This window comes from Capnocytophaga cynodegmi DSM 19736, from assembly GCF_000379185.1.
Taxonomy (GTDB): domain Bacteria; phylum Bacteroidota; class Bacteroidia; order Flavobacteriales; family Flavobacteriaceae; genus Capnocytophaga; species Capnocytophaga cynodegmi.
In genome coordinates this window covers 1-13,431 of sequence record NZ_KB900707.1, presented here as the reverse complement: position 1 = coordinate 13,431, position 13,431 = coordinate 1, and the positions used below count along the sequence as shown (strand labels likewise).

The 13,431-nt window shown below is 33.7% G+C and carries 12 protein-coding genes; 4 read left to right on the top strand and 8 right to left on the bottom strand.

What is annotated here, in order from left to right; genetic code table 11:
• Nucleotides 1–75: 75 nt before the first annotated feature.
• Both YW9_RS0103425 and YW9_RS0103420 read right to left on the bottom strand, forming a co-directional pair.
• The gene (locus YW9_RS0103425; RefSeq protein ID WP_018278787.1) at nucleotides 76–1,173 is read right to left on the bottom strand and encodes an ATP-binding protein; all 1,098 of its coding nucleotides are present in this window, start codon (nucleotides 1,171–1,173) and stop codon (nucleotides 76–78) included.
• Nucleotides 1,174–1,197: 24 nt separating this feature from the next.
• Nucleotides 1,198–2,730, bottom strand: a complete 1,533-nt coding sequence (locus YW9_RS0103420) for a sulfatase (RefSeq protein WP_018278786.1) — start codon at nucleotides 2,728–2,730, stop codon at nucleotides 1,198–1,200.
• Nucleotides 2,731–2,811: 81 nt separating this feature from the next.
• Between YW9_RS0103420 and YW9_RS0103415 the strand changes: the two genes are divergently transcribed.
• Entirely contained in the window at nucleotides 2,812–3,396 is a 585-nt protein-coding gene (locus YW9_RS0103415; RefSeq protein WP_018278785.1) for an acyl carrier protein phosphodiesterase, read from the top strand.
• Nucleotides 3,397–3,454: 58 nt separating this feature from the next.
• Here the strand turns inward: YW9_RS0103415 and YW9_RS0103410 are convergent, their stop codons facing one another.
• From YW9_RS0103410 to YW9_RS12490, 4 genes are all read right to left on the bottom strand, one after another.
• Entirely contained in the window at nucleotides 3,455–5,257 is a 1,803-nt protein-coding gene (locus YW9_RS0103410; RefSeq protein WP_018278784.1) for a HEAT repeat domain-containing protein, read from the bottom strand.
• 17 nt (nucleotides 5,258–5,274) lie between these two features.
• Complete coding sequence (locus YW9_RS0103405; protein WP_026193777.1) at nucleotides 5,275–6,720, bottom strand: hypothetical protein; 1,446 nt, start codon at nucleotides 6,718–6,720, stop codon at nucleotides 5,275–5,277.
• Between the two features lie 70 nt (nucleotides 6,721–6,790).
• Nucleotides 6,791–7,963 carry a peroxiredoxin family protein gene (locus YW9_RS0103400; protein ID WP_018278782.1) on the bottom strand — a complete coding sequence of 391 codons (1,173 nt, stop codon included), beginning with the start codon at nucleotides 7,961–7,963 and terminating at the stop codon, nucleotides 6,791–6,793.
• A gap of 21 nt (nucleotides 7,964–7,984) precedes the next feature.
• Complete coding sequence (locus YW9_RS12490; RefSeq protein WP_018278781.1) at nucleotides 7,985–8,437, bottom strand: energy transducer TonB; 453 nt, start codon at nucleotides 8,435–8,437, stop codon at nucleotides 7,985–7,987.
• Between the two features lie 203 nt (nucleotides 8,438–8,640).
• On the opposite strand from YW9_RS12490, the gene YW9_RS0103390 reads away from it, so the two are divergent.
• Complete coding sequence (locus YW9_RS0103390) at nucleotides 8,641–9,837, top strand: aspartate aminotransferase family protein (RefSeq protein ID WP_018278780.1); 1,197 nt, start codon at nucleotides 8,641–8,643, stop codon at nucleotides 9,835–9,837.
• A gap of 81 nt (nucleotides 9,838–9,918) precedes the next feature.
• Here YW9_RS0103390 and YW9_RS0103385 read toward each other — a convergent pair whose 3' ends face one another.
• Nucleotides 9,919–10,824: an AraC family transcriptional regulator gene (locus tag YW9_RS0103385; protein WP_018278779.1), complete on the bottom strand. Its 906-nt coding sequence runs from the start codon at nucleotides 10,822–10,824 to the stop codon at nucleotides 9,919–9,921.
• Nucleotides 10,825–11,016: 192 nt separating this feature from the next.
• Between YW9_RS0103385 and hemA the strand changes: the two genes are divergently transcribed.
• A complete protein-coding gene (gene hemA, locus YW9_RS0103380; RefSeq protein WP_026193776.1) occupies nucleotides 11,017–12,267 on the top strand; it encodes a glutamyl-tRNA reductase in 1,251 nt (416 codons plus the stop codon).
• A gap of 12 nt (nucleotides 12,268–12,279) precedes the next feature.
• On the top strand, nucleotides 12,280–13,194 hold the full coding sequence (gene hemC, locus YW9_RS0103375; RefSeq protein ID WP_018278777.1) for a hydroxymethylbilane synthase: 915 nt from the start codon (nucleotides 12,280–12,282) through the stop codon (nucleotides 13,192–13,194).
• A 58-nt stretch (nucleotides 13,195–13,252) separates the two neighbouring features.
• Here the strand turns inward: hemC and YW9_RS0103370 are convergent, their stop codons facing one another.
• On the bottom strand, nucleotides 13,253–13,417 hold the full coding sequence (locus YW9_RS0103370; RefSeq protein ID WP_026193775.1) for a transposase: 165 nt from the start codon (nucleotides 13,415–13,417) through the stop codon (nucleotides 13,253–13,255).
• Between the last annotated feature and the right edge of the window lie 14 nt (nucleotides 13,418–13,431).

Here is a 13,431-nt window from a genome sequence, read left to right as displayed (position 1 = left end):
ATTGAATTACTTATTATAATTTGTGATTGAAAAATTATCTTGTGAATACAAAATTCTTTAAAAGAAAGTAATTTTTTATCCATTGATTTCAGTACAATGATTGTAAAGTTCTCGCCACGAAGCTCCTCGTTTTTTCATTACATTTTCGAGATATTCTTTCCAAACAAGTTTGTCTTTATCTTCATCTTTTACGATGGCTCCCTGTAATCCCGAGGCTAAATCTTCATCTGTTACCGAGCCATTTCCAAAACTTCCCGCAAGAGCCATACTATTGGTGATGAGCGATATAGCTTCCGCTGTAGAAATAACGCCGCTTGGGGATTTTAATTTTTGCTTTTCATCAAGAGTCATTCCTTTTCGCAATTCTCTGAAGATAGTAACAATTTTTTCAATGGCTTCATTGGTTGGCAAACTTGCTTTCAACTGGTAGTTATTAGAAATTTCTGCAACACGTTTTGTAACAATAGAAACTTCGGTTTCGAGCGTTGCTGGAGAAGGTAACACAATGATATTGAAACGTCTTTTCAAGGCAGATGACATTTCATTTACACCTCTGTCACGTGTGTTTGCTGTTGCTATGATAGAAAATCCACGTTGTGCAGAGAGTTCTGTTCCAAGCTCGGGAATTGCAATTGTTTTTTCGGACATAATTGAAATTAAGGCGTCTTGCACCTCTGATGCACATCGCGAAATTTCTTCGAATCGAGCTACGGAGCCTGTTTCCATCGCCTTGTAAATAGGACTTTTTATAAGTGCTTCGTTAGAAGGACCATTTGCCAGTAACATTGCATAATTCCACGAATAACGAATATGCTCCTCGCTAGTTCCAGCTGTACCCTGAATTACCTTGTTGGAGTCGCCACAGATTGCAGCGGTAAGATTCTCAGAGAGCCACGATTTGGCTGTTCCAGGCTCACCAATAAGCAAAAGGGAGCGGTCAGTAAGTAAGGTAGCAATGGCAATTTCAACCAAGCGATTATGACCAATGTACTTAGGAGTGATGTCTACACCATTTGCTTTTCCTCCGATTATAAATTTTAGTACTGCTTTTGGTGAAAGCTGCCAACCTAAGGGCTTTTCTTCGTTTTTATCTTCTATTTTGAGTGCTTCCAATTCGTGAGCGTATAGCAATTCGGCAGGAAGCCGTAGCACATTTTCTTTCTTATTTGACATATAAATAATTATTTTTTAGTTGATTTATTTAACTTCATCAGGAAAAGGAACTTGTTTCCCAGTTTTCTTATTAATAGGCATTTGTGCATCTACATTTCGTAAATAATCTGAAAGAATTTTTGATAATTCTTTTGTTTTTTTAGGATTTTTGGCTGAAATATCATTCTTCTCTCCGATATCAGTAGCTAAATTATAAAGCATTTTCTGTTGTGTATTATGATAGTAGATGAGTTTGTAATCACCTTCACGCACAGCACTTGAAGGAGCAATTGAAAGCTCCATATTGGTGTCGAACCATTTGTTAGGCAGATGCCAAAATAAAGGTCTGTTACTAAGAGGTTTAGGTTCTTTTTCAGATAAAATAGGTAACAAACTCTTTCCGTCAATTTTTTGAATTGTTTTGTAATCGTATATTTTTGCCATTTCCAAAATCGTAGGAAAAAGGTCTTCTATAATTACATTTTCGTGAGAAGTTTTGATTCTTATTTCTCCATTCTGTGAAGAAATAATTAAAGGAATTCGTATTCCTCCCTCACGAAGCGTTCCCTTTCCACTGGATAGAGGAGCATTACAACTATTTTGGGGAAGTCCTCTGGCTAAAGCATCTAACCCTCCGTTGTCCGAAAGAAAAATAATGATTGTATTTTTATCAAGTTTATTCTTTTCTAAATAATTCATTAAATCGCCTAGACTTTTGTCTACTCCCTCAATTAAAGTTGCATATTGAGCTTCAGTAAGATGCATTTTTTTGTCGAGATATTTCTGCAAAAAACGTTTGTCGCCCATAATAGGTACGTGAACGGCATAATGCGATAAGTGAAGGAAAAAAGGTTTGTTTTTAGGACGTTTGCCCAGAGCCTTTAGAGCTTTTTGAGTGAGGGCTTCTGTTATGAAAATGTCTTTTCCGTAGAATTCTTGAAGTCCTGGAACAGCAAAGTAACTTGATTTATATGGAATGTTACCGAAATTGGATTCTCCTTCGTATGATTGCAATCCTCCAGCAGCGTGTCCAGCGATATTCACATCAAATCCGATATTTAGAGGGTCAGCTCCAGGAGTTCCCATTGATGCAAAATGAGCTTTACCAACGTGAATGGTATGATAATTAGCTTGTTGTAAAATTTCAGGAAGTGATGTTGCGTAAAATGTATTTGGGATGTTAGGCTCTGTGGCAAATCCGTTTATATTCCAATTAGGAAATTGTAGGTCTTCGTCCTTTGCGTCAGTGGATTTGTTATATTCTAACGTCCAGTTAGTTACCCGATGACGAGCCATATTACTTCCCGTTAAAAGGCTAATTCGTGAAGGAGAACAAATAGGCGTAGCGTATGCTTGTGTAAATTTAACTCCTTGATTTGCTAATCGTTCCATATTTGGAGTATGGTATGTATTGTTCAAAGAAGTTTTTTCTTTTGCAAAAGGTACAGAAGTATCTTGCCATCCCATATCATCTACAATAAAAAGAATAATATTTGGAGGTTGTTGCTTGTGCGTAAAATTTTCCTTAGCGGCAGAGCAACCCAAAAGTACAAAACATAAAAGGAAAAGCCAACGCATAATGAAATTGATTAAAAAATGTATGTTTGTTTTGCAAAAGTACATTTTTATTTAATTTTGCCTATATAAACTTTTCAGAAATTGAATTTTTTAGCACACATTTATTTATCAGGGAACGACGATTTACTAAAGATAGGAAATTTCATTGCCGATACCATCAGAGGAAAACAATATTTGGATTACCCAGAAATGATGCAAAAAGGCATTTTGCTTCACCGGAGAATTGATACTTTTACAGATGAACATCTTATTTTCAGAAGAAGTAAAAAACGTTTGATTGCCGAGTTTGGACATTATTCTGGGGTGATTGTTGATATTTTTTACGATTACTTTTTGGCTAAAAATTGGCAAAAATATTCCGAAGAGCCTTTAAATGAGTATGTTCAGGATTTTTATATGTTGTTGCAGCAGCATAAACATTTGCTTAACGAACGTGCTAACTATTTGATTTTTTATATGATAAAGGAAAATTGGTTGGAAAGTTACCAAACTTTGGAAGGGATCGAAAAAATATTTTATCAGATGGATAGACGTACCGACTTCCGTTCCAAAATGCGACTTGCTCCACAATTTTTACAAAATAATGAAACCGATTTTGAACAGGATTTTTTTCGGTTCTTTTCGGATATTTCAAAGGAAGTCAATGTTTTATTAACCGATAAGTAAAGAATCTTGAAAAGAAGAAAAAGCCAAATTGGAATTCCAATTTGGCTTTTTTTATTATTTATTTTTGACTTTCAATTTCTTCTGCAATTTCGTTATATACTTCCATTTTTGTTTTCTCGTACAAATTCCTGAATTTCTCGGCGTATTCTTTCGGGAATTGAGTCCAAAAACCAACGTCTTTTATTCTGGAAAAAGCGTAAATGTAAGTATTTTTTGGTGCTTTTTCAATGGAATCATAAATCATTTTGAATTTATCTTTAAAATCTTGTTCCATTATGATTTCATACAATGGGATTCGTGCATCGTGTGGCACTTTTGGGAGTACAATGTCAATCAAATCACGTACTTTTTCTTTATCATACTCCATTTTATTGACAATAAAAAGAGCTTGGAAATATGAATAATCCCATTTTTTGCTATTTTTAATGTAGTTTGAAAAGATTTCTATCCATCTTGGGGCTATTTTATCAGTATAAACTTCCAACCCGTTGTAACGGAAATCTTTATTATTTGTGAAAACTCCGTAGAGGTTGCTCATTGAAATATTCTTTTCGAATTGCGGACTAAATATATCAAAAATCTTCTCTTTTGGATAGAAATTCACAGCCTTACTGAAATAATTATACCAAGCCGAATAATACCAATTCTTTGAAGGTAGATTATTGATATTTCTTTCATAGAAACTGAGTACTCTGTAAGTGTCAAATGTATTAAGAGCTTCAATGATTTTCGAGTGAATTGTGTCATCATAATGATGTAATTTCGCTTTTTTGATAAGCTCTGTGTAAGTTTTATCAGTAAAAATACGCTCAAAGAAGTCATAAACCTCAGGATAATCCTTATTTTTGAATAGTTCCATATCTGTACAGAATCTATCCATTGCATTATCAAGCGCTTTTTTATCGGATTTGTCTATATTTAGTAACTCTTCAAAGTGAATTAACACCAAATTATAAGTTTGTTTGAAGAAAAACGGAATTTTTCCAATAGAAAGAGCCTCCGCCAAAAGAGTTTGATTGGTTTTATTCTTGTTATTGGCGTAAAGATTGTATAATTTTTCCAAACTTGAATGTGTACCAATTTTTGCCAATGCACGATAAGCGGCACCTCTGATAGTTTTATTTTTATCGTTTGTCAGATTTGTTATAAATTCCTCATTTTTAGAATCATTACTTAAGATGTTAATCGCTTCTGATTGTAGGTTTGGTAAATTTTCCTCGAAAATCTTTTCAATCATCATAGCGATTTGGTCATATCCAAAATGATTTAACAATCGTAAACGACGTACGTTTTCTGTTTTGTCTTCATATTTGAAACCTTCTGCCAAAAAAGGAATAATTGCTTTGCCAACAGACGGAATAATTGTATTTTCGATGTAGTCACATAAATCGGAATATTTATCAGCCAATGCAATATTCAAATAAGGAAACGTGCGTGAATCTTTGAAGATGTTACGTTCAAAAGCATCTGTTAGAATTTCCAAACGACCTGAATTACTTGTGGTTAAAGCCTGAATAACAGGTTTTAATTGTAGGTAAGAGAATTCTGTATTGATTTGTGAAAGAGGAATATTTGGAACTTGTTCCTTTAGTGTTGTATTAGCCTCAATAGTTTGTCCCTGAGTGTATAAGATAGAATACAAAAGCGTTGAAATTTCCATCAATTTTTCGGCTGATTGTTGGCTATCTGTTTGGAGGAGTTCTTCAATATCCTTTGCTAATTTGGCAAATACAGGAGCTTTTTCTCCTAATTTGTTGAGGGTTGGTATGTGCTTTTGCAAACGTGGATCTGCCTTTGCAAATTTGCTTCCCGCGATGAATAGTCGATTGATTTCCTGTTGTAAATTGTATAATATTTCCATTGTTTCATTTTTTGAGTTTAGTATAACAATCGGATAATTTTATCATTTGTTATTAATGCCATTGGTTGTGCTGAAAGTAGTCCGCTTTGCACATCATTGTTCATCATAATTGTAAGAGCAAAACCTTCTGTATTTGAGGGCAAAATGGCTTTCAGATTTGTTGCTGATGATATTTTTTGATTTTCAATGTCTTTGATTGTTAGTTTGTTACCTATTTTGTCTTCTACAACTAAATTTTCTCCATTCAGATAACATTTGCTTATAGAGATTAATGTTACAGGGTGTTTGTCCATTAACGGATTTTTTATTGTATTTTTCACTGACTTAACCATATCAGCGTAGTTTTCAGAGGATAACGATACGATAGTTTTAAGGTCTTCGGTTGTTATTTTTCTTTCTGTAACTCCGTCATTTTCCCAGCGAATACGCGGATTTTGATCGCCTGGGTAAATGTATAAATCTCTGATTTGTAACACATCAAACTGGCTGTTATCTTCTTTGATATATTTTGAAGCCTTGTACGGACGATAATTTTTTGTTTTATATATCTTTCCTGTTTTCAAATTTAGCCAAATACCTTCGTCAACGTACTCTCGTCTGGCTTCGTTGTCATAACTATTGAAAGAAAGTTGCACTAACTGAGCATTTTCCTCATACAATCCGTATTGCATCAATTCCACCAGCTTCCAAACATACCCAATTTGCTCCTCAATGGCAGAGTCCAATTCAGGGTTTCCTTCAGGATTTTCTTTTCGTTTGTTGAGATAATCGGTAGCTTTTTTCAGAAGGGCGAACAAATAATTTATTTGATTTACTACTGATGTATATTCTTCATTAGCAACGTTTTCTAACTCTAAAAGTAAATCGTTAAAAGCTGATTGAATGCCTCCGATATAGTAGTTACCAAGCTCTTTTATTTGAGTTTGTAAGGTGCGGTGTAATTTTGCATCAATTGATGAGAGCCCTGTTTGAACGATATCTTTTAGTATTTTTTGTCCTAATTGAATACCTGTGAGTTGTGTATCTATCTTCTTTATGATAGAGTTTTTGTTGATTTTCTTTGGTTTTTCGGCTTTTTCTTTGATAGATTCTTTCTCTTGAGCTTTCTTTTCTTGTTTTTTTTCTATTTTTTCTCGTTTTGAAAGAATATCTTCAGGAATTTCGGCAGGAACAAACGCTTTATTATCTGATTCATAGCAATAAAGCAACCCGATGGTGTGTTTGCAAGGAAATTGCCTACTAGGGCAATTACAACGAAATACAGGATTGTTAGCATCAATATAATCTGCTGAACAATAATACGGATTTTTTCCGCTCCCTGCACATTCCCCCCAAATTAAGTTTTTTTCTGCTGAAATTTTCAGGTTCGAAAATTTATTTTTTTTTGCTAAGTCTCGCCCCTTTTTGGCAGCTTCAGCATTAGGAGCAAGTTCTTCTATTTTTTTCTGTGTAATTTCCATAATGTATGTCGAATTACGATAGTGTTTGTTATTTATGAATTTAGTTAGAAATATTGAATTTTATTAAAAATAATTACAATAAATGCTCAGCCAATATGCGTTCAAGTCTCTGAGTGTTTGTGTATGTCCTGAAAAGAATTTTTCCTTCAGGTGAAATCAGTGTGAGTGTTGGAAACATTCGTAATCGGTAAACTTCAAGTGCTTTTGCGTTTTTTTTATCAGAAGTAAAAACCAAATTCCAAGGTTTGTTAAAAGGTGGGTCAAGATATTTTTCCTTCATACCTTCTGTTTTAAACAAATCAGCTTGTCGTTCTAAATGTGTTTCTTTTGGTGATGGCGTGATAGAAAGTACATCTAATTGTTTAGCATATTTTTCATAAATTGAATCTATTTCGGGACGTGTGGATATGCAAGCTCCGCACAGTGGATTCCAATAGTACATAAGCAGATATTTCCCTTTGTAGTCCGAAAGAGAAACTTTTTTCCCAGTTGAGGAAGTTAATGCAAATTTTGGAGCTCGTACACCAGCACTCACTTTTTGTTCTTTTTTTAGAATTTGTGCAAAAATCTTTCCGTAGTACGAAGATTTTGCTTTGGGATGCAACTGCTGGTAATGTGAATTTCCTTGCTGGTAATTCCAAGAATAACTAACACTTAAATACATAAGTACGGCAAACTCACCATCTTTAACGTTTTTAGCAATGGAATCCATCAAGTTGTGATAGCTAAAATCATTTTGTAATTTGCTGTATTCTTCGTATAACCTATTAGCTGTTTCATCATCATTATTTTTGATTGCCTCCTTTATTTTCTTTAAAACATTACCTTCTTTGTATCCCTTCAAGAAGAAAAGATTAGCTAATCGAGCATACAGAGGAGTATCGTAAACGCCTCCTTTAATTGAAGAATGAGCTTCTTTTTCCTTTGTTAAGGAAATAGTATCTCCAGGCTTTGCAAAAAAAGAAAAACTATGACTCTCGTTGTCTTTTTTTGATGAAAAAGTCAATCCGTAATATTGCGAGTGCTTTGTAGGAATTGTAAAAGAGAATGTATTTTCTTGATTAGAGATCAGCGTTCTGTGTTCATCTTCTTTTTCAAATTCGGATATTGTAATAGGATAAAGTGACAGAGTATCACCTTTTTGGAGATTTTCAATTTTCCCTTTCAATACAAAAGAATTTTTGTTTTGAGCGAAAGCTCCAAAGCTTGATAAGGTAATGATAATCAGTAAAAGATAATTTTTCATACGTGATATGTTTAATTTAAATTATAACTTGAAAACAATAGGATATGTAAAAGTCAAAGGTACGTTTTTTCCGTCTTGTTTTGCAGGAATTAACTTAGGGATATAGGAAAAAATCCGACGTGCCTCATATTCAAATACTTTGTGGCGAGTATAGACGTGAAGAATGGTAATGCTTCCGTCTGTGTTGATGCGAAAAGTTACATTTACACGCCCCTGAATTTTTGCTTCAAGAGCTTCTTTAGGATATTTGATGTGAAATTCAACAGTTTTGTCCAAATTTCTTTTGAAACACTGTACTTCTTCATTCTTTGGGATATTTTCACAAGAAGGAAATAAAGCAAAACTATCCAGAGGTCTTGTTTCATCATAAACTTTTTCTTCCTTTTCTTTCGATGCTAAAACTGACGTTTCCTGAGAGTACAATTCTTGAAATGAGGTAATTAATAAAGCAACAATGTACAAAAAATTTTTCATAAATATATGGTATTAATTATTAAATAAATAATTTTATCGCTTGAGCAAAGTTAATGATTTTTTACAAAATTAATAAAAAAGAAGACCAAAACTTCAGCTAAATAAATTTTCGATGTTACAAATGATAAAAAATAAAAAAATCAGTTCTGATTTGTAGTTTTTTTACTAATAGACTAATTTTGCTTTTTGAAAAAAGGAAATCTATGACACAAAAAAGCGATTTTTTAAAATATCAGGCTCAAACCTCACCTTCACCAATGTTGCTGGAAGTTTCTCACGCCAGTGGTAGTTACATTTATACTACGGATGGAAAAAAATATCTTGATTTTGTGGCGGGAGTTTCGGCGTGTACACTTGGGCATTGTCACCCTAAAGTAGTAAAAGCTATTCAAAATCAGGTAGAAACCTATATGCACGTGATGGTTTATGGAGAATATGTTCAGAAACCTGCGGTAGATTTTTGCAAGTTATTGGCTGAAAATCTTCCTGAAAATCTGGACACTACGTATTTAGTGAATTCAGGAACAGAAGCCATTGAAGGTTCGGTGAAATTGGCAAAACGAGCCACTGGACGCACACAGATAATAGCAGCAAAAAATGCCTATCACGGCAATACGCAAGGCTCAATGAGTTTGATGGGATATGAGGAGCGTAAACAGCCCTTTCGTCCGCTTATTCCTGATGTAGATTTTATTGAATTTAATAACGAAGTTGATATCCAGAAAATTACGCATCGTACAGCAGGTGTGGTTTTGGAGAGCATTCAGGGAGGAGCTGGATTTATTGAACCGCAGAACGATTATCTTTTAAAAGTCAAAAAACGATGCGAGGAAGTTGGAGCATTGCTCATCATTGATGAAATTCAGCCTGGATTCGGAAGAACAGGAAAACTATTTGGTTTTCAGAATTATGGTTTTGTGCCAGATATCATAGCAATCGGAAAAGGAATGGCAAGTGGAATGCCTGTGGGAGCTTTTGTTTCATCACATAAATTGATGAAATTGCTTTCTCACTCTCCAAAGTTAGGACACATCACAACTTTTGGAGGAAATCCTGTAATTGCTGCAGCGTCGTTGGCAACTTTGCAGGAACTTTTATCTACCAATTTGATGGAACAAACATTAGAGAAAGAAAAATTATTCCGAAAGTATCTGCAACATCCACTTATTGAGGGTATTAACGGAAAGGGATTGATGTTAGCTGTTATCGTAAAATCGGCAGAAATTGCTAATCACGTTGTACTCTACTCTCAAGATAAAGGTCTGATTGTGTATTGGTTACTTTTTGAAACACGTGCCGTTCGTCTATCACCGCCATTAACTTTAAGTGAAGAAGAAATTAAAGAAGGTTGTGATATTATAATTGAAGCTTTGAATGATTGGCAAAGTAACAACTCATAAATATCTGATTAATAACAAAAAAGATTGAAGTTGATATACAAACTTCAATCTTTTGTTTTTTTGAGTAATTTTCTATCAAAATTATCTTTCGGTTTTCATCAAGTATTTTTTTGGAGTAATTCCATACTTTTTTTTGAAAGCAGCAATAAAATGGCTTGGTGTGCTGTATCCTACTTTTGTGCTTACTTCATTGATATTTAGTTCTTTGCTTTCTAACATTTTTCGAGCAACCTCCATTTTGTAATCAAACAAAAAGGCATAAACAGAGTCGCCGTAAATTTGTTTAAAACCTTCTTTTAGTTTCTTGATGTTTAATCCTATTTCATTAGCCAGTTCTTGTAAACTTGGTGGTTCAGCCATCCTATTGATAATTATCTCTTTAGCTCGATGGATTTTTGAAATACTTTCTTCATCAGCCAAAAAAGGACATTGTTCAACATCAGCTTCATTGGAACGATTGAAATAGAGGGCTAACAGCTCATATACCTTGGCTTTTATGTAAAGAGGTTGCAAGTTTTTTTGAAAATTTGCACGTAACATCTGATGCAAAACCACCATCATTGCAGGTGAAATGCTATCTTCATTGTAGTATTTTTTGTCTTTGTTTTCCAAACTCAAAAAATCAATGTATCCAGCTTCATTTGAAAATAAGGAATGAAATTTATGAATTGAAATTAAAAGAGATGCAGTTTGTGATTTTGGAGTCGTGATTTGATGCAAAGGAAGAGCTCTTTGAGGGTTGTAGAGTAACAACATTCGCTCGGTATTTAGTGGTATTTTATAATGTCCTTCGTTGAATAAGAATTGTGATAATCCCTTGATATTGAAGTGTATTTGAATATAATTTTGATTAATATCCTTTTTCAGTTCAAAATTTTCGTGAGTGTCATTTTCCGTTTTGATGAAGATAATATCCTTATTAATGATGAGTACATCTGAGGGACTTTCTGCGGTATTTTTTGAAAACAAAAGCTCTAAATTTTCCATATAAATTTATTTAGATTTATTCTATATTTCATTGTGTGTTTTTTGCGTATTCTTCTGATAATTATGAAGATATGTGCAAATATAAAACAAAAAAATGAAAGACAAACACAAGACGACAAAAAAAGTTCTTTTAGCGTTATTTTTATTTTCCGTATGTCATTATTTTTGCCATTGAAAACGGGAAAAATAGTTATGAATCAGTACAGTGTTTCTAAAAATAAAAGTTTCTATTGCATCGGGTTAAGTTATAAAAAAGCTGATGCTTCAATGCGTGGATTATTTAGCTTATCTGCTGAAAATAAGGAACTTCTATTGGATAAGGCAAAAAACGAAAACATTGAGGAACTTTTGGTTATCTCAACTTGTAATCGTACTGAGTTGTATGGATATGCCGAACATCCTTTCCAATTGATTCAGTTACTTTGTGAGTTTTCGAATGGTTCAGTTGATGATTTCCAAAATGTAGGCTTTGTATTTAAAAACAGAGATGCAGTACAACATTTGTTTCAGGTAGGAACAGGGTTGGATAGCCAAATATTGGGTGATTTTGAGATTATAGGTCAAATAAAGCAAAGTTTTTCACTTTCAAGAAAGAAAGGATTGGCTAATTCTTTTTTGGAGCGTCTCCTCAATAGCGTGATTAATGCCAGTAAACGAATTAAAAATGAAACAATGCTTTCCTCTGGTGCGGCTTCTGTCTCTTTTGCTGCCGTTCAGTACATTTTAAGGAATGTTCCTGATGTTTCAAATAAGAATATATTGCTTTTTGGAGTGGGTAAAATTGGTAGAAATACGTGTGAGAATTTAATAAAACATACTCATAATAAGCATATTACACTTATAAATAGAACTAAAGAAAAGGCCGAGCAATTAGCAGGAAAATTTGATTTGCTTGTAAAAAGTTACGATGATTTAAAGTCTGAGATTGAGAAAACTGATGTACTTGTAGTTGCTACAGGAGCACCACAACCCACTGTTTATAAAGAACTTATTCCTGAAGATAAAGAAATACTTATTTTAGATTTATCCGTTCCTAAAAATGTAAATGAAGATGTCGAGGGAATTTCAGGGGTAACTTTGGTTCATATGGATGCTCTTTCAAAACTTACAGATGAGGCTCTTGAGCGAAGAAAAGAAGCCATACCCGATGCTCTAAATATTATCGAGGAGGTAAAATCTGAGTTTTTTCAATGGCTTGATGGCAGAAAGTTTGCGCCAACTATTCAGGCTTTAAAGTCGAAATTGGAAAGTTTGAAATTGGCAGAGTTGGATTTTCAACGCAAAAAAATTCAGAATTTTGATGAGCAACAAGCTGAGATAATTAGTAGTCGTATCATTCAAAAGATAACTACACATTTTGTAAACCATTTAAAAGATTCACAGGCTTCAGAAGAAAGTATTAATTGGATGCAACAAGTGTTTCAATTAGAGGTGGTTGAATAAAAAAATAATAGAATGACAAAAGTAATCCGTATTGGAACTCGTGATAGTGAGCTTGCCCTTTGGCAGGCTCATACTGTTAAAAATAAATTGGAAGATTTAGGATATCAGACCGAAATAATTTCGGTAAAATCTGATGGCGATTTGGTGTTGGATAAGCCCTTATATGAAATGGGAATTACGGGGATTTTTACTAAAACCTTAGATGTAGCAATGATAACTGGAAAAGTTGATATTGCTGTGCATAGTATGAAAGACGTACCAACCTCATTACCAGTGGGAATTGTGAAAAAAGCTGTTTTAAAACGTGCTAATGTTCACGATATTTTGGTATATAAAGATAGTTTAGATTTTCTGCAAACAGAAGCAATAATTGCTACTGGAAGCCTACGCAGGAAGGCTCAGTGGTTACATAAATTTCCAGAACATAAGGTAGAAAATTTGAGAGGAAATGTAAATACTCGCTTACAGAAGCTACACGAAAATGATTGGAACGGAGCTATTTTTGCTGCCGCAGGATTAGAGCGAATTGATAAAAAACCTCAAAATCACATTATTTTAGATTGGATGATTCCAGCTCCAGCACAGGGGGCTATGGTTGTGGTTGTGAATGAAAAAGATGCTTTTTCTTGTGCAGCAGTTTCTAAATTAAACGATTTACATACAGATGTTTGCACACATATAGAACGAGAATTTTTGAAAACACTCGAAGGAGGATGTACAGCTCCGATTGGTGCATTTGCTCAAATTAAGGAAGGTGAAATCTTGTTTGAGGGAGCCTTATTTTCGTTAGATGGAAGAAAAAAAGTGTATATTTCTGAAAAAACAAATGAGAATAACTTTGAAGAGTTTGGTAAAAAATGTGCTGAAAAAGTTCTTAATTCGGGAGGGAAAGAAATAATGCAGGAACTATCTAATAAAGGTTTGTAATAGTGAAATATATAAAAAAAACTCGCAAAGAAATTGCGAGTTTTTTTATTAAACTTGTTTAAACTTTTCGAATAAATGTTAGTATAATCCCTATATACAACATAGCCATCCAAGTTGTGTTTAGGGTTTCATATCTTATAATCAATCTTTTAAAACCATCAAGCCACGCAAAACTCCTCTCTATTTTAAACCGATTTTTATATAATTCTTCGTCAAAATAAATGTTTTCATTTTGTC

Bases quoted from the DNA above. Each gene is read 5' to 3' on its own strand.
- YW9_RS0103410 (WP_018278784.1), bottom strand. From the start codon at position 5,257: ATGGAAATATTATACAATTTACAACAGGAAATCAATCGACTATTCATC.
- YW9_RS0103385 (WP_018278779.1), bottom strand. From the start codon at position 10,824: ATGGAAAATTTAGAGCTTTTGTTTTCAAAAAATACCGCAGAAAGTCCC.
- hemC (WP_018278777.1), top strand. From the start codon at position 12,280: ATGACAAAAGTAATCCGTATTGGAACTCGTGATAGTGAGCTTGCCCTT.
- YW9_RS0103425 (WP_018278787.1), bottom strand. From the start codon at position 1,173: ATGTCAAATAAGAAAGAAAATGTGCTACGGCTTCCTGCCGAATTGCTA.
- YW9_RS12490 (WP_018278781.1), bottom strand. From the start codon at position 8,437: ATGAAAAATTTTTTGTACATTGTTGCTTTATTAATTACCTCATTTCAA.
- hemA (WP_026193776.1), top strand. From the start codon at position 11,017: ATGAATCAGTACAGTGTTTCTAAAAATAAAAGTTTCTATTGCATCGGG.
- YW9_RS0103420 (WP_018278786.1), bottom strand. From the start codon at position 2,730: ATGCGTTGGCTTTTCCTTTTATGTTTTGTACTTTTGGGTTGCTCTGCC.
- YW9_RS0103400 (WP_018278782.1), bottom strand. From the start codon at position 7,963: ATGAAAAATTATCTTTTACTGATTATCATTACCTTATCAAGCTTTGGA.
- YW9_RS0103390 (WP_018278780.1), top strand. From the start codon at position 8,641: ATGACACAAAAAAGCGATTTTTTAAAATATCAGGCTCAAACCTCACCT.